Annotated in this window: 25 protein-coding genes; 2 read left to right on the top strand and 23 right to left on the bottom strand. The window is 45.8% G+C overall.

Annotated features, from left to right (window positions below; all coding sequences use genetic code 11):
- Positions 1–12: 12 nt before the first annotated feature.
- From KUA49_RS16360 to KUA49_RS16330, 7 genes are all read right to left on the bottom strand, one after another.
- Positions 13–690, bottom strand: a complete 678-nt coding sequence (locus KUA49_RS16360) for a hypothetical protein (protein ID WP_218411767.1) — start codon at positions 688–690, stop codon at positions 13–15.
- Positions 691–822: 132 nt separating this feature from the next.
- Positions 823–2,133, bottom strand: coding sequence for a DUF58 domain-containing protein (locus tag KUA49_RS16355; protein ID WP_218411796.1), 1,311 nt, complete (start codon positions 2,131–2,133; stop codon positions 823–825).
- A gap of 17 nt (positions 2,134–2,150) precedes the next feature.
- Positions 2,151–3,122, bottom strand: coding sequence for an AAA family ATPase (locus KUA49_RS16350; RefSeq protein ID WP_218411766.1), 972 nt, complete (start codon positions 3,120–3,122; stop codon positions 2,151–2,153).
- Positions 3,123–3,206: 84 nt separating this feature from the next.
- A complete protein-coding gene (locus KUA49_RS16345) occupies positions 3,207–4,448 on the bottom strand; it encodes a DUF4350 domain-containing protein (RefSeq protein WP_218411765.1) in 1,242 nt (413 codons plus the stop codon).
- Complete coding sequence (locus KUA49_RS16340; protein ID WP_218411764.1) at positions 4,435–5,085, bottom strand: DUF4129 domain-containing protein; 651 nt, start codon at positions 5,083–5,085, stop codon at positions 4,435–4,437. The genes KUA49_RS16345 and KUA49_RS16340 overlap by 14 nt, the downstream gene beginning before the upstream one ends.
- Positions 5,086–5,131: 46 nt before the next feature.
- Positions 5,132–6,070 carry a hypothetical protein gene (locus tag KUA49_RS16335; RefSeq protein WP_218411763.1) on the bottom strand — a complete coding sequence of 313 codons (939 nt, stop codon included), beginning with the start codon at positions 6,068–6,070 and terminating at the stop codon, positions 5,132–5,134.
- A gap of 18 nt (positions 6,071–6,088) precedes the next feature.
- Positions 6,089–7,060, bottom strand: a complete 972-nt coding sequence (locus tag KUA49_RS16330; protein WP_218411762.1) for a stage II sporulation protein M — start codon at positions 7,058–7,060, stop codon at positions 6,089–6,091.
- A gap of 139 nt (positions 7,061–7,199) precedes the next feature.
- On the opposite strand from KUA49_RS16330, the gene KUA49_RS16325 reads away from it, so the two are divergent.
- Entirely contained in the window at positions 7,200–7,946 is a 747-nt protein-coding gene (locus tag KUA49_RS16325) for an RDD family protein (RefSeq protein ID WP_218411761.1), read from the top strand.
- A gap of 83 nt (positions 7,947–8,029) precedes the next feature.
- On the opposite strand, the gene KUA49_RS16320 is transcribed toward KUA49_RS16325, so the two are convergent.
- Entirely contained in the window at positions 8,030–11,071 is a 3,042-nt protein-coding gene (locus KUA49_RS16320; RefSeq protein ID WP_218411760.1) for a PEP/pyruvate-binding domain-containing protein, read from the bottom strand.
- Between the two features lie 144 nt (positions 11,072–11,215).
- Between KUA49_RS16320 and KUA49_RS16315 the strand changes: the two genes are divergently transcribed.
- The gene (locus KUA49_RS16315) at positions 11,216–11,629 is read left to right on the top strand and encodes a septal ring lytic transglycosylase RlpA family protein (RefSeq protein ID WP_318331637.1); all 414 of its coding nucleotides are present in this window, start codon (positions 11,216–11,218) and stop codon (positions 11,627–11,629) included.
- A gap of 39 nt (positions 11,630–11,668) precedes the next feature.
- On the opposite strand, the gene KUA49_RS16310 is transcribed toward KUA49_RS16315, so the two are convergent.
- The 15 genes from KUA49_RS16310 to rplF all read right to left on the bottom strand — a co-directional run bounded on the left by KUA49_RS16310 (position 11,669) and on the right by rplF (position 19,999).
- Positions 11,669–12,124 carry a hypothetical protein gene (locus KUA49_RS16310; RefSeq protein ID WP_218411758.1) on the bottom strand — a complete coding sequence of 152 codons (456 nt, stop codon included), beginning with the start codon at positions 12,122–12,124 and terminating at the stop codon, positions 11,669–11,671.
- 176 nt (positions 12,125–12,300) lie between these two features.
- Positions 12,301–12,786 carry a 50S ribosomal protein L17 gene (rplQ, locus tag KUA49_RS16305; protein ID WP_089543910.1) on the bottom strand — a complete coding sequence of 162 codons (486 nt, stop codon included), beginning with the start codon at positions 12,784–12,786 and terminating at the stop codon, positions 12,301–12,303.
- Between the two features lie 33 nt (positions 12,787–12,819).
- On the bottom strand, positions 12,820–13,815 hold the full coding sequence (locus KUA49_RS16300) for a DNA-directed RNA polymerase subunit alpha (protein ID WP_203041086.1): 996 nt from the start codon (positions 13,813–13,815) through the stop codon (positions 12,820–12,822).
- Between the two features lie 12 nt (positions 13,816–13,827).
- Positions 13,828–14,433, bottom strand: a complete 606-nt coding sequence (rpsD, locus tag KUA49_RS16295) for a 30S ribosomal protein S4 (protein ID WP_203041085.1) — start codon at positions 14,431–14,433, stop codon at positions 13,828–13,830.
- A gap of 42 nt (positions 14,434–14,475) precedes the next feature.
- Positions 14,476–14,865, bottom strand: a complete 390-nt coding sequence (gene rpsK / locus KUA49_RS16290) for a 30S ribosomal protein S11 (protein WP_153092358.1) — start codon at positions 14,863–14,865, stop codon at positions 14,476–14,478.
- Positions 14,866–14,885: 20 nt separating this feature from the next.
- Positions 14,886–15,266, bottom strand: coding sequence for a 30S ribosomal protein S13 (gene rpsM / locus KUA49_RS16285; protein ID WP_022252022.1), 381 nt, complete (start codon positions 15,264–15,266; stop codon positions 14,886–14,888).
- Between the two features lie 98 nt (positions 15,267–15,364).
- Entirely contained in the window at positions 15,365–15,481 is a 117-nt protein-coding gene (rpmJ, locus tag KUA49_RS16280) for a 50S ribosomal protein L36 (protein WP_006848814.1), read from the bottom strand.
- Positions 15,482–15,499: 18 nt separating this feature from the next.
- Positions 15,500–15,718, bottom strand: a complete 219-nt coding sequence (gene infA, locus KUA49_RS16275) for a translation initiation factor IF-1 (protein WP_006848815.1) — start codon at positions 15,716–15,718, stop codon at positions 15,500–15,502.
- A 2-nt stretch (positions 15,719–15,720) separates the two neighbouring features.
- Complete coding sequence (gene map, locus KUA49_RS16270) at positions 15,721–16,521, bottom strand: type I methionyl aminopeptidase (protein WP_218411757.1); 801 nt, start codon at positions 16,519–16,521, stop codon at positions 15,721–15,723.
- A 15-nt stretch (positions 16,522–16,536) separates the two neighbouring features.
- A complete protein-coding gene (gene secY, locus KUA49_RS16265; RefSeq protein ID WP_218411756.1) occupies positions 16,537–17,874 on the bottom strand; it encodes a preprotein translocase subunit SecY in 1,338 nt (445 codons plus the stop codon).
- 4 nt (positions 17,875–17,878) lie between these two features.
- Positions 17,879–18,325, bottom strand: coding sequence for a 50S ribosomal protein L15 (gene rplO / locus KUA49_RS16260; protein ID WP_006848817.1), 447 nt, complete (start codon positions 18,323–18,325; stop codon positions 17,879–17,881).
- A gap of 26 nt (positions 18,326–18,351) precedes the next feature.
- Positions 18,352–18,528, bottom strand: a complete 177-nt coding sequence (rpmD, locus tag KUA49_RS16255; protein ID WP_006848818.1) for a 50S ribosomal protein L30 — start codon at positions 18,526–18,528, stop codon at positions 18,352–18,354.
- Positions 18,529–18,544: 16 nt separating this feature from the next.
- Complete coding sequence (rpsE, locus tag KUA49_RS16250) at positions 18,545–19,057, bottom strand: 30S ribosomal protein S5 (RefSeq protein WP_218411755.1); 513 nt, start codon at positions 19,055–19,057, stop codon at positions 18,545–18,547.
- Between the two features lie 6 nt (positions 19,058–19,063).
- Positions 19,064–19,408 (bottom strand): 50S ribosomal protein L18, encoded by a 345-nt coding sequence (gene rplR, locus KUA49_RS16245; RefSeq protein ID WP_022122151.1) that lies wholly within the window; start codon positions 19,406–19,408, stop codon positions 19,064–19,066.
- Positions 19,409–19,426: 18 nt separating this feature from the next.
- The gene (rplF, locus tag KUA49_RS16240; RefSeq protein ID WP_203041081.1) at positions 19,427–19,999 is read right to left on the bottom strand and encodes a 50S ribosomal protein L6; all 573 of its coding nucleotides are present in this window, start codon (positions 19,997–19,999) and stop codon (positions 19,427–19,429) included.
- Between the last annotated feature and the right edge of the window lie 6 nt (positions 20,000–20,005).

Below are 20,005 nucleotides of genomic sequence, written 5' to 3'. Positions count from 1 at the left end.
TTTATTTTAATCTTATTTTTCTTCATAATGGAAGTAGGCGAAGTCGGCATGACCGCTCCTTGGCTTTCCATCGGCAAACATGCCCAGCGTAATGCCCGCAGAGCCGCCTGCCACCTCGGTGCTCATCAGGCTGCAGTTCATGGAAGCCAACTCGTGGTATCGCTTTCCATCGAGCGAATAGTCGAAGTAATACATCTCGCCATTGCTTCTGATGCGCAGTTTCACCGAACCCTTGCGCAGGCGAGGCACGCTCTTCACCACATAGTCGATGCTTTTCAGCTTGCAGCGCAAAGCCACCTGCTTCTTGGATACAAAAAGGTCGAAATGCCCATCATTGACACGATAAACCGAGAGTCCCGCCTCCACATTTCCTATCGTAACAACCTCCGTTTCCAGGATGAAGCTGGTGCTTTCCTGTAAACGTCCTGCAAAGGTAGGCTGCTGATTCTCCGTCAGGGAACCATGAGGATAGAGACGCATCAGATACTTCTTCCCCACAGCCATCGTATCATTGCAAAGATAGTTATCCGGAATGGAATTCTGTAAATGAACCCATTTATCCCCTGCCCGACACACGGATGGGACGGAATGATAACCTGGCATCACTGGATTACGAAACTCCAGAGCCGAAACCGGCAGCCATGCCAGCATCAGCACACATAAAAGTGCAAATAGGTTTGGTCTATTCATAAGGCATTCGTTTTAATTGGGAACAAAGGTAAGACTTTTTGATGAGAATTCCAAACATTCCCTGCGTTTTTTATTACTTATGCTAAAGAAAAATGTATTCTTCTTGCTATAAAGAAGTATTCTTCTTACTATTTACAACAATTCCCGAGCCTTGATCTCGAGATATTTGTTAAGTACGTCAACCGACAGCTTCTCGGGCGTGGTCAACAAGGCCATGATGCCCCGCTGCTTGAGCGAGGAAACGATGAGACGCTGCTCGTAGGCAAACTGCTCGGCAATGACATGGCGATAATATTCCTCATCGCTATCAGGACGGGTGGCAAGATAATCTTTCACCTCATCATCCTCGAAGAACACCACCAGAAGACGGTGGCGGCGGTTGAGCTGAAGAAGATAAGGCAACTGCCTCTCCATGCTGACACGATTGGCAAAACTCGTATAGAGCACCAGGAGCGAACGCTTGCTGACGTGCAGGTTTACCCCATCTACCAGGGCAGAATAGTCGGATTCGGCAAAGCGGGTCTGCTGGCGATAGAGAATCTCCAAGATGTTCTGCATGTGGCCGGCGTGTCGGGAGGCTGGCACGAAATCCTCGAAACGGGAGCTGAAGGTTACGATGCCCGCCTTGTCTTCCTTGCGCATCGCCATATACGAAAGCACCAGCGAGGCGTTGATGGCATAATCTAGATAAGTCATCCCCCGGAAAGCCTGCTGCATCACCCTACCCTTGTCGATGATGCTGAACACCTGCTGCGAACGCTCGTCCTGATACACGTTCACCATCAGACGGGAGGTGCGGGCGGTGGCCTTCCAGTTGATGAGCCGGAAATCATCACCCGTCACATAATCCCTGATCTGTTCAAACTCGGTATGATTGCCCACACGGCGAATCTTCTTGATGCCGAGTTCGGTTAGATTATTGCTGATGGCAAGCAACTCATATCGGGTGAGCATCAGATAGGAAGGATATACCTTCACCTGACGGGGCTGCCCCAGCGAGAAGCGGCGCTGCAAGAGCGAGATGGGCGAAGAGACAAAGATGCGGATTAAGCCGAAATCATATTCACCCCGCTCTGTGGGACGAAGAAAATACCGGATATTCTTGCCCTCACCCATGCCCAGCCTTAGACGAAAGTGGATATCACGACGCTGGAATACGGGCGGAATCTCATCAATGACATGAAGCAGAACCGGAAAGGAATAAATACTTTCCACACGGATGTTCACCTCGTTGTCATCGCCATTGGAAAACCTATCTACCATCGTTCGCCTAGCCATAATGCCCCGCTCGTGATAAAGCAGGAAAGCCTCCAGCAGGAGCAGAACGCCCAGGGCAACAAGCAGCCATCTCCCAATGAGGAACATCGGGGGAACAAAGCTGCCCAAACCTGTGATAAAGACCAGGACTGCTAAAACGATATAAAATCTTCTGGTAAGAAACAATGTACTCTTCACTTTATTTATTTCGGAACTTCAACTTTGTCGATGAGTCGCTGCGCCACTTTATAGGCGGTGTATCCTTCCATCTCTGCCTCGGCGGTGAGCACCAGGCGGTGCTGGAGAATGGATGGAGTAACCTGCTTGATATCTTCGGGCGTTACGAAATCGCGACCTTGCAGCAGGGCGTATGCCTTGCTAGCCTGGAGCATTGCCACAGAAGCTCGGGGCGATGCTCCCAGATAAACGGCACGGGTACTGCGGGTTTGCTGAACTATCTGGGCTATATAGCAAAGCAGGCTCTCGTCGATGACCACCTTATTTATATAGCTACGCAACTGCAGGAGTTCTGCCTTGCTCAGAACGGGCTGAATATCGGCAAGCTTCACCAGATTGCTATGCTCCTGATGGCGCTTCAGAATCTCCAGTTCATCATCCAGCGAAGGATAGCCCATCGTTATCTTCATTAGGAAACGGTCGAGCTGAGCCTCGGGCAGGCGATAGGTTCCTTCCTGCTCCACGGGGTTCTGGGTGGCAAGGATGGTATAGAAATCGCCCATCTTATGGGTAACGCCATCGATGCTCACCTGTCGCTCTTCCATCACCTCGAAGAGTGCCGCCTGCGTCTTGGCGGGTGCACGGTTGATTTCATCTACCAGAACAATGTCGGAGAAGATGGGGCCCTGATGGAACTCAAACTCCTGGGTCTTGACATTGAAGATGTTGATACCTAGCAAATCGCTAGGCATCAAGTCGGGGGTAAACTGCACCCGGCTGAACCCGGCATCTACCAATCGGGCTATCAACCGGGCCAAAAGGGTCTTTGCCACTCCCGGCACTCCTTCGATAAGCACGTGTCCATTGGCAAGGATAGAAGTAAGCACCAGTTCGATGGCTTCATCCTGCCCCACTATCACCTTCGCTATCTCCTGTCGAAGGCGTTCTATCTTTTCTGAGAAAAGAGTTAAGTCTAATCTTTGTTCTTCCATTTCCATTACTATATTATATTGAATATTTGCATACTATCATGTATTGAATATCCGCATACTATCATGTACCGATATTTCACCTATTATATTTTACTGAATATTCTCAAGTATGCGATTCATCTCGTCGATGAGTTTCCTCATTTGCCTGGCTGGGATATTCAAATCTGAATGTATCACCAGCCGAATCTCTCGGATGGTTTCCTTGATTTTTTTCACATCCATGCCTGTTATCTCTGCCAAGGCTCGGCAATCGGCATCTCCCTGGTTCACATCGCCGATATCAATGCCCGCATTCCTTCTTACCTCTTCGGCAAAGAACCTGAATTTCTTCCGCACCAGATCGGCATGGTCGTGACGCTGATAATAGAGCGTACCGATGAGCTGGATAAACTCCAGCGACCTGTTCTTCGGCTTTTCCACTATCGGGATAACCCGCTGGCGCCGGCGGGCTGTGAATATCATGAAGAGCACTACGCCCAGCATCACGAGATAGACTGCCCACCGCAAAGGAGGGCGCTTCAGCAACTCGCGGAGCGGCGACTGTTCTGCTTCGAGCTTCACCTTCGATTCCAGATATGCTTCCGTGCGGTAAACCGGCAAATCGGCCATCTGCGACATGATTCGGAAGACATACTGCGAAGAAACATCATCCAACACACCCATATTGGTAAAGAGCAACGGAGTGGCCACAAAGATAACCTCGCCCTTACCGCAAGGCAAGGAAACTGCTGACGGAAACTTGCGATTAGCCTGAAGACTGTAAGCCAGCACCGTGGCTTTGCTGGCTGAATCGAGAGAAATCGAGCCGCTTATCAGCTGGTCTATCAACCGATATTCCCGCTGGGGATAAGCCAACGGATAGCCACACCAGGTAAGGGTATCATACACATCCTGCTGACTCGCCATCCTTCGCATGATATTATCCAGATAAAACGCCCCGCTCGACATATCGACATGAAAACTGCTATCCAGTTCATCTGAACCTCCCCAATGATAGGCAACCATCACTTTTCCGCCACGCTGGGCTATCTTCCGGAGGTGACCTACATCCACCTTCTTCAGTCTCAGGGAATTATCCAGCACCACCACGGCTATCTTCCGGTTTCTGTTTTCCTCATCAAGCTGCCTGAAGGTTTTGGCGGTAACCTGATAACCTTGAGGCAAGCTTTGGCGCATGATGCTATCGAACACGTAGCAGCCGAAAGGCTGGCGGTCGGCATGATAGAAGGTAGGATTCCACACAAACTTCTTGGGCAGTTGCATCTGAAGCAGGAACATGAGGATAAAAAGCGCCATCATGCTCAGGAAAAACTTATAACTACTTTTCATCATCACCTCCTTTCACAGATTTTAAGTTACTTACAGAGTTATCCACACTCATCTTACAGGTGTGGATATCTTTCAGCATTTGCTCCGTTGCCTCGAATCCGCCATAACGCACACGGACAAAGAGGTTCGTAATCTGCCGGAAATCCCGATTTTTCCACTCGTGGGTATATTGGGTAGGCGTCTTGAAAGGTTGCCAGTCGATAAGCTGATGATCGCTCAGCATCTTCAGGGTTTGCAGATAAGTGAGTCGCATCGCTTCCCGATAATCCTTCCGCTCCATCGCCCTGGCTATCTCCCTTTCGAAATCAACGCCATAGATGGTATCCTCGGTTACCTCATACTCCAAAGGAGCCTGCCTGCCGGAACGCATGAACAGTTCGGGATGCTTGTAGAAGAGGAACAACAGGATGCCAAGAATAAGTATCACCCCCACCAATATCCACATTAGCGAAGAATACTCCTGATAGAAAGCGGTGCCGAAAACGGATTCCCAGAACTGATCAAACTGCTCGCCCAACCAATCCATCAGACTCTTCTGGGCAGGCACCAATTCCCTACTGTAAGCATAATCGTCATCCTGCTGCCAAACACGGAGCCTGGCAGTATCGAGAACCAATGTATCGGAAGGAGTAAAGGGCATACTTTGATAGTTTACAGTTTACAATTGATAGTTTACAGTTGATAATTTACAGTTGATAGTCGTCGGCATCCTGATTTTTATCGGCCATCTCCTCGAAATGGTCAACGCCCTCGGCTACCGACATCTGATCGAGCTTCTCGGCAGCATGGCTATAGAGATAGCTGATGCTGACATAGAATATGGTCAACAACAGGAAGCGGGCAAGCATCATCAGGACACCCAGCAGATACTGTAACAGCATGAAAGGCACACCATTGAAAGCAGAATCGGCATTTCCCTGATTTACAACAAAAAAGGATTTCAACAGATAGCAGATTTCCCATGGCAAAGTGCAGACAAACGAGATGATAGCCGTAAGAATCATCAACACAATGCCCAGGGCTAAGATGCCACCCAAAGTATGCCAACCCAGACGAAAGCTTCGGGCAAAAGCCTGCCAAAGGGGAATATCCTCGAAGATGTAAACCGGTGCAAAGAGTACAAACGGAATCATTAATGCCATGCAGACAAGATAAACGACTGCGGCAATAACAGGCATCTGCAAAGCGAACAGACAGCCTGCAAGTATCATCACAACCAGGAGGACGAGGCTGAGCGCCAATCCCGACTTCACCAATCGCCAGGCATTGCGCCCAAGAAGAGGCTTGAAATCGGCAAAGACGATGTTCTGCAAGCCATCGGGACGGGCATTATAAACCTGGAGTAAGGAAAAGGAAACCGCACCCATCCACAAGTAAACAGCAATGCTCACCAGGAAAAAGCCGCCATACGAAGGAATCAAATTCATCAGCTCTTCAGGATCTGTAGCCAAAGTCATGACATTCTTCATCATAGCTTCCATGAAGAATTCAGCTACAAAACTCAATGGCAAAACAACATAAGCAAAATAACGAAGCATCAGCTTCCAGTTTTGCTTGATAAACTCGAAGGTAACATTGAACTTATCTCCGAAGGTTCTCTCTTGATAAAAAACGATTTTATTCATATCATAAAATTTTTATTGTTAGTCTTTAGAATCCTTTTTTCTCTGGCGATGCCTTATCTGGGGCAATATCACGAAATAGCCGATGACAAAGGCAAGGGAAAGGAGGATGAAGGCAAGGCGTATGGCATCGGGAACTTCGGTGTGCCTCGTTACAAAGCCTTCGATAAAACCTGCCAGGATAAACACGGGCACCGTGCCTGCCACTATCTTCAAGCCCCGCTTGGCTCCACGACGGAAGGAAACCAGGCGGGAATAGGTGCCGGGGAAAAGCCAGCCGTTGCCTATAGCCAGACCGCCTGCTGCTGCAATGATGATGGCTGATATTTCGAGCGTGCCATGCAGGAAGACTGCAAGGAAGGATTCATAAAGGAGTCCGCGCTGCGCAAAGAAAGTTTCGAAACAACCGAGCATCACGCTATTCTGAAAGAGATAGGCACCCGTGGCTATGCTTGTAAGGATGCCCGAAACGAACATCATGAACGAAACCCTGATATTATTGAAGGTGATGCCCAGAAACATGTTTAGCTCTCCGTCACTATCATATACCGCCATCGGCTTACCCTTGGCTATGTTATCAAGCGTCATATCCACATAATAATCGCCCAGGATGATGCGGCAGAAGTCATGATCGAAGCATTGGGACATCACACCAATGAGCATACTGATGAGAAAGATAAGGAAGGAGGCAAGCAACAGCTTGCGGGCATCGTACATGACAAGTGGAACTTCTTGGGTCCAGAACGTGAGGATGCGAGTCCATTTCTCCCGCTTGTTGCGATAAATGGAGTTATGAAGCACGGATGAAAGTTTGTTCAGATAGATGGTGATGCGGGAATCGGGATAATGCGTCTGCGCAAAAGCCAGGTCGGACGTAAGGTCGGTATAGACCTCAGCCAGACGATCGGGCGATTGCGAGTCGGCATCAGAAATGATGATTTCCGCACGCTGCCACTTATCGATATTGTTACGTATAAAGGTAAATTCTTTCACGATTGCTTATTATTTTTGTTGCAAAAGTAAGTAAATATTCTTATATATGCAAATTTTCGGGGAAAAGATTCTTGTATTTGTAGTTTTTTCCGTAAGTTTGCAGACAGAATAACATCAATCATCTATAAAACGTGGAATTATGACAAGTTCTAACATCACAACCAACCAATTCGTAAGAATAGACCAGACGCCTGCGAGCATTGCCGAAAGAGTGATAGCACGCATCATCGACATGGTTATAGCTGGCATCATCGGCTTCACTGCCATGTATTTCTACTTTGAACTCGACTATGAAACAAGAAACCAACTCAATTATTTGTTTTTCTTTCTGATTATATTGCCACTCTGGCTGTACGACTTCCTCTGGGAAACCTTCAACGAAGGTCAGTCGCCAGGGAAATATATCATGAAGATAAGGGTGGTGAACAAAGATGGTTCCCGCCCCACCATGGGTTCTTTCTTCATGAGATGGCTGCTCAGCACGATAGATGTGGGATTAAGCGGCATCGGACTCCTGTTTATCCTGCTCACCAAGAATGCGCAGCGCCTGGGCGATCTGGCTGCTGGAACAATGGTTATCAAGCAGGTGAACCTGGATAAAATCCATGTATCACTAGATGAATTCTACTATGCCAAGAAAGACTATCGCCCGGTATATGAAGAGGCGAAGAATCTATCGCAGGCACAAATTGAGGTGATTGAGAAAGCGGTTTATGGCGGCAATGGGGAACACGAAAACCAGATAGTCACCCTTGCCGACAAGGTTGCGAAATTCCTGGGGATAGAAGACAAGCTGAAGGCTTCTATACAAAAAGGAAATAGCAAGGAAAAATTCCTTGCTACTATCCTTCATGATTACAATTACTATCTGCTGGAGCTGGTATAAGTACATTACTGAAGTTATATACGTACCTTGATGGAGCAGGCTTGATTATAACTTGTTTACGTACTTTGATGGAACTGTCTTGATTACTCTTTCGGAATCAAGACTGCTCCTTCCTGCTTCTTTCCATCCATCAGTATCCTCATCGGATGCGCAAAGCGCACATGGCGTACATACTGCGTCTCTTCCACAGCCGGCATCGCATCCAATATCTCCTTGTTCACGAAACCGCCTTCTTCGGTGTTGGTATCTACCGTGAAGTAACCCACACCGAAAGAGGTGAGGTTCTGGAAGAAATGGGTGCCTTGGCTCGGGTCGATGTTGTAGTTTTTCAAAGCTACTTCCACGATAACTCGGGCGGCGCTGATATGCGGCCACTTGACCGGCACACCCAGATAATGGTCGCTAGAACCCCAACGGCCCGGACCTATCAGCACATAATTCTTCCCTTCGGCAAGGAACTTACGATTGATTCGTTCGATATCATCAGCCACATAGAAATTGTTCATCGCCGAGAAGTGATCATCATACTTCACATAGACCACATCTACCACATCTTCGCAGATGCCATGACCGAGCGAATTGTGGGAACGGAGCAGGCAGTCGGCATCCGGTATCGCCTTCACATCCTCATCGAGCATCTCCTTGGCATCCACTATCGGACGAATCTGGAGCAGATAGAACTCACAGGTTCTATCGTCGTTGATATTGCAGGCAAACTCTATTTCCACAGGACGGCGCATCGCCTCGGAGCCAAACTTCATAGACATCTGCATCAACTCTGGCAAAGGTACTACTCCATGCTGGAGCACACTGGCAAAGGTAATCAGTTTTCTGCCCATTTCATATACACCATCATTGATAACCTGGTCGTATGGGTCGAAAGTAGAGGCGATATAGGTGAGGCTCTGGTCTTCCACGGCATCCTTCACACGAAGTTTGAGGATGTTGAAGCCATCATCTACCTTGAAATCCTCGCCCACATGCTTCATGTCGAGGGCATAAAACTGGGTCTGCGTATCACGCAAAGCCATCTCAGTCTCTGATGTCTGGAGCACCTGATGCGGATGATAAGGACAGACACGCAGGGTCTGACCGCCATCCACGATATACTTACCCAATCCGAGGGCGAGACTAGCTATGCCTTCCTCTGCCTCTTCATCTCCGATAGGATAATAGTTGAGCGAACGGAGCACACCACTCATCGTTGGGTAGAAACGGGTGCCATAATCCTTACCCACCACCTGCTGCAGGATAACCGCCATCTTCTCCTGGTCGATGACGTTGCTGGTGGCAGTCATATACGCCTTGGAATCACGATAGAACACGGAGGCATACACGCCCTTGATGGCACAAGCCAACATCTGAAGCATCTGATATTTATCCTCAAGATAAGGAATCATATAGGTAGAATAGATGCCGGCGAAAGGCTGATAGTGCGCATCCTCAAGAAGCGAACTGGAACGGATGGCGATAGGACTCTTCGTTGCCTCAAAGAAGGTGAAGAAGTCGGCTATCAGGGAATCCGGCAACTGCGCATGCAGGAAGTGCTTCAATATCTCATCATCGCTGGCATCGCTCAACGCTATCGGATAGAGATTGTTGCTCATCATGAATTCATCGAAGATATCGGTACAGAGCACCACGGTCTTCGGAATCTGCACGGTGGCATTCTCATACTGATTGAACTCCGGATGGCGCTTGATGATATTGTCGAGGAAGGCAAGACCTCTACCCTTTCCGCCCAGTGATCCCTCGCCAATGCGGGCAAAGTGGGCATATTTATCGAACTTCATTCTATCGAACACAGCTACCACACCCAGGTTCTTCATGTGGCGGTACTGCACGATGGCATCAAAGATAATCTGCCTGTGGGCATCCACATCCTGAAGCTTCTCCCAAGTAACATGCTTCAGGAAAGCCGACACTGGGAAGATGGCACGGGCACAAAGCCAGCGGCTCATGTGGTTGCGGCTGATATGATAGAGCATCGAATCGTTAGGGATGTTGAAGATATTATCCTGCAACTCCTTCAGGCTTCTGATGCGCATGATCTCCTCGTGGGTCTTAGGATCACGGAAGATGAAATCACCAAAGCCCATGTGCTCCTCCATCAATCTTCGGAGATCTACACTCATCTTCTTGGAATTCTTATCCACGAAGCGGAAACCCTCAGCTTCTGCCTTGGCACGGTTATCACTCTCAGAACTTTCGAGGATGAGGGGCACGAAAGAGTCATGCTTACGGATGTAACGGAAGAGCTGCAAACCTGCATCAGGACATTTCTCACGACCGAAGGTATCGGTGCCATACTCAGGCTTGACATCTTCATCAACCTCATTTCCAAAAGCCCTGGCGGCACTCTTCAAAGGGAACCGGGCATCGCTGATGACTCCAAGGGTATTATTGGAATACTTATCATACAGTTTCTTCGCCTCCTCATAGGTACGAGCCAATACCACCTTAGGACGGCCACGCATACGCATGGTTGCGGCATGGCGGTTCAGGGCTTCCTTGGAGAAGTTCTTGCTCTGCTCCAGAATGTAATTATAGAGGTTGGGCAAGATGGAACTGTAGAAGCGAATAGAGTCCTCGACCAGAAGAATCATCTGCACACCCGCCTCCTGGATATCATGCTCCAGATTCATCTTATCCTCAATCAACTTGATGATGGAAAGAATCAAGTTGGTATTTCCCAACCAACAGAATACATAATCGAAGATGCTCAAATCCTCGTTCTGCATTCGCTTGGTGATACCATGTGAGAAAGGGGTAAGAACCACACAGTGGATGTTAGGGAACTTGCCCTTGATATCACGGGCCACATCAAAGGCATCATTATCTGCATTACCAGGCATACAGATGACCAGGTCTATCACCGTAGAACGCAACACCTGAGCAGCCTCTTCCGTGGTAGAAACCTGTGTAAAGGTAGGCGGATAACGAAGACCAAGCTCCATATACTCATTATATATCTTCTCCTCGATGCGTCCATCATCTTCAAGCATGAACGCATCGTAAGGGTTGGCTACAATCAACACATTGTAGATACGGCGCATCATCAGATTGACAAACGATACGTCTTTCAAGTAGAACTTATTCCACTCATTAGGTACATTATTTTCCATATCTGTCGCTATTTATACTGCAAAGATAGTATTTTTCTGATATTTCCTTGCATTTTTCATCTATTTTTTATATATTTGCAACCAAAATATCGAGAAGTTATGAAAATAAAATACTTAATCATAGCATTATTGACTACGTTTTTTATGAGTCCATGTTGTGCACAGAAGCATCAACACGGAAAGGCATCGTATTATTCAAAGCGAGCCACAGGCGCACGCTCTGCAAGCGGGCAAAAGATACATCACGACAGTTTGACGTGTGCACACCGTTACTATCCATTCGGCACTATGCTGAAAGTAACCAATCTCAGAAATGATAAAAGCGTAATCGTGAAGGTAATAGATCGTGGGCCTTTCGGAAGAGGAAGAATCATTGATCTTTCATGGGCGGCTGCCAAGGAAATCGACATGATTTCACAAGGCGTAGGAACCGTAAGGGTGGAGAGGTTGGATAACCCAGTGCCATATAAGCTAGAAGACGGCAAACTTCCTAAGATTGATTTCGAAATGGCTGAATTCGAACCGGAGAATACAAAAACGAGCAAGAACCATCATTAAAAACAGGTTCATGCTCGTTTACATTTCATATATGGCAACTTATTTATCGCCGGTATAATCCTTCACTTTGAAATCATAGAGACGATCATCACCGCTATTGGTGGAATCAAAGATTTCAGAATTATCAGTTACAGGGGCACTATAGTCGTACATGTCATCACTCTTGACAGAGGATGAACGCTTTGAACGAGTATGATGACGAGAAGCAGAACGATTAGAACAAGAACGCTCTTTCCTATCCCGTTGATAAGCTGCTTCACGCTCAGCCTGAGCCTTATCAGCCTGACTGCCGATAGCAGCACCAACCATAGCACCACCAGCCATTCCAACAATCGTACCGATGTCAGAACCTCTTGGACCACCAGAAAGTCCACCGATGGCGGAACCGAGGATGGAACCGATGGAACTTCCTGCATAAGCTCCACTACCCGTATATGTATCGCAACTACTCATCAGCAAAGACGAGCAAAGCATAAAGAGTATCACCTTTTTCATAACCTTATCTTTTAATTCTACTGCAAAAATACAACTTATTTTTGAGAACATCAAGAAAGAATCTCTAAATAATGTTAGGGAATTCCCTAAACAATAGAAAATATATCAGAAAAAGCAAAAAAAAGCGCCTCTGTCTTACGACAGAAGCGCTTATATGTAGTGAGATCTTTTGTAACTTATTCAGCTGCAGCCTCTTCAGTTGCAGGAGCCTCAGTTGCAGGAGCCTCCTCAGCCTTAGTTGCCTTGCGACTACGACGAGTCTTCTTAGCAGCAGCCTTAGGAGTCTTAGCCATGTTCTCATCAAAGTCAACGAGCTCGATGAAAGCAATCTCAGCTGCGTCACCCTGACGGGTACCCAACTTGATAACGCGAGTGTAACCACCTGGACGGTTAGCTACCTTCTCAGCTACCTCACCGAAGAGAGCCTTAACAGCATACTTGTTCTGAAGATAACGGAAAACAACACGACGTGATGTAGTTGTATCATTCTTTGAACGAGTGATTAATGGCTCAACATACTTTTTGAGAGCCTTTGCCTTTGCGAGGGTCGTAGTGATTCTTTTGTGCTCGCTCAAGATAAGTGATGCAGCCATGTTAGCCAACATCGCGTTACGATGAGAAGCAGTACGACCTAAATGGTTGAATTTCTTATTGTGTCTCATTTTTGTTTTTGTTCTTTTTGGACAAAGGATGCATTACGCATCCTTGTCTAATTTATACTTTGAAATATCAGTTCCAAAAGACAGATTCAGACTCTCGAGCAAATCATCAAGCTCTGAGAGCGATTTCTTACCGAAGTTGCGGAACTTCAAGAGGTCAGTCTTGTTATACTGAACCAAATCACCAAGAGTCTCAACATCAGCTGCCTTCAAGCAGTTGAGCGCACGAACACTCAGGTTCATATCTACGAGACGAGTCTTAAGCAACTGGCGCATGTGGAGAACCTCCTCATCAAACTCTTGATTGCTCTCTTGATCAGGGCTTTCAAGCGTGATCTTCTCATCAGAGAAGAGCATGAAGTGATAAATGAGGATCTTCGCAGCCTCTTTCAGTGCATCCTTAGGACTAATGGAACCATCTGTTGTAACTTCAAGCACGAGCTTATCGTAGTCAGTCTTCTGCTCAACACGATATGGCTCTACAGCGTACTTCACGTTACGGATAGGGGTGTAGATGGAATCGATTGGGAGAACGTTAACGTCTGTGCAGAATTGACGATTCTCATCAGCAGGCACGTAACCACGTCCCTTATTAATAGTCAAATCAATCTGCATCGAAGCTTTGGAGTCTAAATGACAAATCACCAAATCAGGGTTTAACACTTCAAATCCAGTCAGATACTTGCCAATGTCACCAGCCTTGAATTCTGTAGAATTCTCAACGGTGATACTAACTTTCTCATTCTCGAATTCTTCTACTACTTGCTTGAATCGAACTTGCTTGAGATTCAAGATAATGTTGGTAACATCTTCCTTTACACCAGGAACTGAAGAGAACTCGTGCTCAACACCCGCAATGCGGATTGTGTTGACAGCATAGCCCTCCAGTGATGAAAGGAGAATGCGGCGCAAGGCGTTACCGATGGTTACGCCAAAGCCAGGCTCCAAAGGACGGAATTCAAACTTTCCGAACTGGTTGTCAGCCTCCAGCATTACTACTTTATCAGGTTTTTGAAATGCTAATATCGCCATTAATTTAATGATTTATTTAGAGTACAACTCAACGATTAACTGCTCCTTGATATTCTCTGGAATGTCAGCACGCTCTGGCTTGTGCAAGAACTTGCCACTCTTTGAATTATCATCCCACTCAATCCATGGGTACTTGCTATGATTGAAACCAGCGAGTGCTGCTTCGATTACCTCGAGAGACTTAGACTTCTCACGAACAGCAACAACCATACCTGGCTTAACTGCAAATGAAGGGATATTAACTACCTTGCCATCAACAGTGATGTGCTTGTGACCTACCAACTGGCGTGCAGCAGCACGTGTTGGAGCGATACCAAGACGGAAAACCACGTTGTCAAGACGGCACTCGAGATTCTGAAGAAGAACCTCACCAGTAATACCCTCAGCCTTAGCAGCCTTCTCAAACATATTACGGAACTGACGCTCTAATACACCATAAGTGTACTTAGCCTTCTGCTTCTCTGCCAACATGACACCATACTCAGACATCTTTCTACGACGGCTGTTGCCATGCTGTCCAGGAGGGAAGTTTCTCTTGGACAAAACTTTGTCTGCGCCGAAGATTGGCTCACCAAAACGACGCGCAATTTTAGATTTCGGACCTATATATCTAGCCATAATATTTATAAAATGCTATAATGTTTGTATCAATGAATGCTATTATACACGACGACGCTTTGGAGGGCGACATCCGTTGTGTGGTAATGGAGTTACGTCAACGATTTCAGTAACCTCGATACCTGCACCGTGTACGGCACGAATAGCAGACTCACGACCATTACCTGGACCCTTAACATAAGCCTTAACCTTGCGAAGACCAAGGTCGAATGCAACCTTAGCACAATCCTCCGCAGCCATCTGTGCAGCATAAGGAGTATTCTTCTTAGAACCACGGAAACCCATCTTACCAGCTGAAGACCAAGAAATAATCTGACCCTCGTTGTTAGCAAGAGATACAATGATGTTGTTGAATGAGCTGTGTACGTGAAGCTGACCGATAGCGTCAACGCGTACGTTTCTCTTCTTAGATGTTGCTTTTTGCTTTGCCATAATTAATTTCCTCCTTAGAATTACTTAGTAGCCTTCTTCTTATTAGCAACAGTCTTCTTCTTACCCTTACGAGTACGAGCATTGTTCTTAGTGCTCTGTCCGCGAACAGGAAGACCATTACGATGTCTAACTCCACGATAGCAACCAATATCCATCAGTCGCTTAATGTTCATCTGGATCTCTGAACGGAGATCACCTTCAACCTTGAACTCAGCGCCGATAATTTCACGGATCTTGGCTGCCTGATCGTCAGACCACTCGCTGACTTTCAGGTCACGGCTTACACCTGCCTTATCCAATATCTTTGCTGAACTACTTCGACCAATACCGTAGATATAGGTCAATGCGATTTCGCCACGCTTATTCTGGGGCAAATCTACTCCAACAATTCTTATTGCCATTGTTTAATAAAAAATTAAAAAATTAATACCTTGCGTTAAAAGCGGTGCAAAAGTACAACTTTTTTTTGAAATAGCCATACTTTTACCAAACTTTAACATTAACCCTGACGCAATTTCATCTTAGGGTTCTTCTTGTTAATAACGAAGAGACGACCCTTACGACGTACGATCTTGCAATCAGCTGAACGCTTCTTCAATGATGCTCTTGTCTTCATAACCTTATATTGTGATAATTATTTGTATCTAAAAACAATTCTACCCTTTGTCAAGTCGTATGGACTCATTTCCACCTTAACCTTATCACCAGGTAAAATCTTGATGTAATGCATTCTCATCTTACCAGAGATGTGGGCAGTAATGTCAACACCATTCTCCAATTCTACTCGGAACATAGCATTTGATAATGCCTCTACAATAGTTCCATCTTGCTCAATAGCGGCCTGTTTTGCCATAATCAAAAATTTTGTCCTTCTAAATGTTCAACTTCTACGAATGAAGATAAAATTTCAGCTTTACCTTTTCGAACAACTATAGTATGCTCGTAATGAGCAGCTGGCAGACGATCTCTAGTTACTATACTCCATTTATCGGGAAGTAATCCTATCTTTCGGTCGCCCATAGTAATCATTGGCTCAATGGCAAGGCACATGCCCTCTTTCAACAAGATGCCAGAACCTCTACTACCGTAGTTACGGACTGGAGGATCTTCATGCATTTCCTTTCCAATACCATGACCAGTCAATTCACGAACAACTCCATAACCAAAACCTTGGCAATGGTTTTGAATCGCATAACCAATATCACCCAAGTGATTTCCTGCTACAGCCTGTTCAATACCTAGATACAAAGATTCTTTAGTTACCTTTAGAAGTTGCCTAACATCAGAAGATATTTCTCCAACGGCGAAAGTATAGCAACTGTCACCATTGAAACCTTCGAGAAGAGTACCACAATCAATGGAAATAATATCGCCATCCTTGAGAACACTCTTTTCACTTGGTATTCCATGTACAACTACATCATTGAGAGATGTACATATACTAGCGGGAAAAGGCTCTCCAAATGGATTAGGAAAATTCTTAAACGTTGGAATCGCACCATGATCACGGATGAATTCCTCGGCTACCTTATCCAATTGGAGAGTCGTTACACCTGGTTTTATATGTTTACCTAACTCTGCAAGGGTAGCACCAACAAGTTGGTTTGCCTTGCGCATTAGGTCAATTTCATCCTCTGTCTTCAGAAATATCTGCATTTCAAAAGATAAAGATTAATATGCAGCAACACCACCCTGACGAGTATGGCCTGAATTAAGAAGACCATCGTAGTGGCGCATAAGCAAATGACTCTCAATCTGCTGCAATGTGTCAATAACAACACCTACCAAAATCAACAGAGATGTACCTCCGAAGAATTGTGAGAAGGCCTGCTGCACATCAAGAAGTCCTGCAAGAGCTGGCATAATCGCAATAAATGCTATAAATAATGAACCTGGTAAAGTAATACGAGACATTACGGTATCAATGTACTCAGCGGTATCCTTACCTGGCTTGACACCAGGAATGAAACCATTGTTACGCTTCATATCCTCTGCCATCTGAGTTGGGTTCAATGTAATCGCAGTATAGAAGTATGTAAATGCAATCACTAAGATAACATAAACAACATTATAAAGCAAACTGCGGTTATCCATGAGCTGCTGAACTACGCTGCTGGCGTTCTCAGACTGATAGCGAACTATCGCCAATGGAATAAACATCAAAGCCTGTGCAAAGATGATAGGCATTACGTTGGCTGCAAAAAGCTTCAATGGAATGTACTGACGTGCACCACCATACTGCTTATTACCAACCAGACGCTTGGCATACTGAACCGGAATCTTGCGTGTACCCTGTACCAAAAGAATTGAAGCACAAACTACAGCATAGAGAATGAGTATCTCAACAATGAACATAATAAGACCACCACCAGAGATTGCCTGCAAACGGGAAGTAACCTCCTGTACGAATGCCTGAGGCAAACGAGCCATGATACCAATCATAATGATCAGAGAGATACCATTACCAACACCCTTATCAGTAATACGCTCACCTAACCAGAGAATGAACATACTACCTGCTGCCAAGATGATAGTTGCCGGAATCATGAAGACAGTCCAGCTAATACCTGTTGCCAGAGCATTAGCTGCCTGCATCTTCAAGTTCAAAAGGTAACTAGGAGCCTGAAAGACCAAGATGGCGACAGTCAGGACTCTAGTATACCATTGTATTTTTTTGCGGCCACTCTCACCCTCTCGCTGCATCTTCTGGAAATAAGGTACAGCGACAGCAAGAAGCTGCATAACAATTGAAGCTGAGATATAAGGCATTATTCCCAACGCAAAAATAGACGCATTGGAAAATGCACCACCAGAGAACATGTCCAAAAGCGACATAAGACCGCCAGAGGTCTGCGACTGCAATTTTTCCAACATGCTCGGGTTGATACCAGGAAGTACAACGAACGAGCCAAAACGGTAAATAGCCGTAAACAGAAGAGTAATAAGGAGTCTCTGACGGAGATCCTCAATCTTCCAACAGTTCTTTAGTGTCTCAATAAACTTTTTCATTTACTTAGATTATAGTTGCGTTACCACCAACTGCCTTGATTGCCTCTTCAGCAGTCTTTGAGAAAGCATTAGCTTCAACTTCCAATTTTGCTTTAAGTTCACCGTTACCGAGAACCTTAACCAGTTCCTTACCATTGGTAAGACCTGCAGCCTTAAGTTCCTCAATACCGATCTTTGTAAGGTTCTTTGCCTCAGCAAGAGCCTGAAGAGTTGAAAGGTTAACTGCGAAGTACTCCTTATGGTTGATATTCTTGAAACCAGCCTTTGGAACACGACGCTGCAATGGCATCTGACCACCTTCGAAACCAATCTTTCTCTTATAACCAGAACGAGCCTTGGCACCCTTGTGACCACGTGTAGAAGTACCACCGAGACCAGAACCTGGACCACGACCAATACGACGACGTGAATGGGTAGAACCTGCAGCAGGTTTCAAATTATTTAATTTCATAACCGTTCCTAATTTATAAAAATTAATTAATCAACTACACTTACGAGGTGATGAACCTTACGGATCATACCACGGTTGCTAGGAGTATCCTCTACCTCAACAACCTGAGAAATCTTGTGGAGACCAAGACAAGCGAGTGTACGCTTCTGATCTACTGGAGCACCGATTTTACTCTTAATCTGCTTGATTTTAATTGTTGCCATATTCGACTTTTCCTAATTAACCGTTAAATACTTTATCCATACTGATACCACGCTCACCTGCAACAGTGTAAGCATCACGCATCTGAGCAAGAGCTGCGATAGTAGCCTTTACAAGGTTGTGGGCATTAGAAGAACCCTTAGACTTTGCGATGACATCCTTGATACCAACACTCTCAAGTACAGCACGCATAGCACCACCGGCCTTCAAACCGGTACCGGCTGCAGCAGGCTTGATGAGCACCTTAGCACCACCGAATGCAGTCTCTACCTCGTGAGGAACTGTACCCTTGAGTACAGGAACCTTAACCAAGTTCTTCTTAGCAGCCTCAGTACCCTTGGCGATGGCAGCTGTAACCTCACCTGCCTTACCAAGACCGTAGCCGATTACGCCATTACCGTCACCAACAACGACGATAGCAGCGAATGTGAAAGTACGACCACCCTTAGTAACCTTAGTTACACGGTTGATAGCAACCAAGCGATCCTTAAGTACTTCTTCGTTATTTACTTTTACTTTATCCATTGCCATAATCGTTTAAAATTTAAGACCACCATTACGAGCACCCTCAGCCAACTGCTTTACGCGACCATGGTAGAGATAACCATTACGGTCGAAAACTACTGCCTCAACGCCAGCAGCCTTGGCCTTCTCAGCGATGAGCTCGCCAACCTTAGTTGCCTGCTCCTGCTTAGGCATCTTCTCCAAACCGAGTGAAGAAGCTGATGCAAGTGTAGTGCCTGTCAAATCATTAATAACCTGAGCGTAAATCTGCTTGTTAGAGCGGAAAACACTAAGACGTGGACGCTCAGCTGTTCCGTTAACACTCTTACGAATGCGGAACTTTATCTTAATTCGTCTTTCTACTTTCTTTGTTGTCATAATCGTAAATACTTAAAATTACTTAGCTGAAGCACTCTTACCAGACTTTCTGCGAATAACTTCACCCTTAAAGAGAATACCCTTACCCTTATAAGGCTCAGGCTTGCGGAAAGAACGAATTTTTGCACAAACGAGTCCCAACAACTGCTTGTCGCATGACTCCAATGTCAAGATTGGGTTCTGGTTTCTTTCAGACTTAGTCTCAACCTTAATCTCCTTAGGCAACTGGATGAAAATAGGGTGAGTGTAACCCAAAGCGAACTCAATAAGGTTGCCCTGGTTAGAAACACGATAACCAACACCTACCAATTCCAAAACCTTTGTATAACCAGCGCTAACGCCAACAACCATGTTGTGAACGAGAGAGCGATACAAACCGTGGAAAGCCTGCTTCTGCTTAACATTTACAGGACTATTTTCATCGATTTCAAAGCTAATATGACCATCTGCATTGTTAAACTTGATAGATGGATCAATCCACTGAGAAAGTTCACCCTTAGGGCCCTTTACTGTACAAACGTGTGAATCGTTGTCATAGTTTACAGTAACGCCTGCAGGGATACTAATTGGCAATTTTCCTATTCTAGACATATAAAA

The sequence above is a fragment of the Segatella copri genome (assembly GCF_019249655.2).
Classification (GTDB): Bacteria; Bacteroidota; Bacteroidia; order Bacteroidales; family Bacteroidaceae; genus Prevotella.
This window is presented reverse-complemented; position numbering and strand designations above follow the sequence as displayed.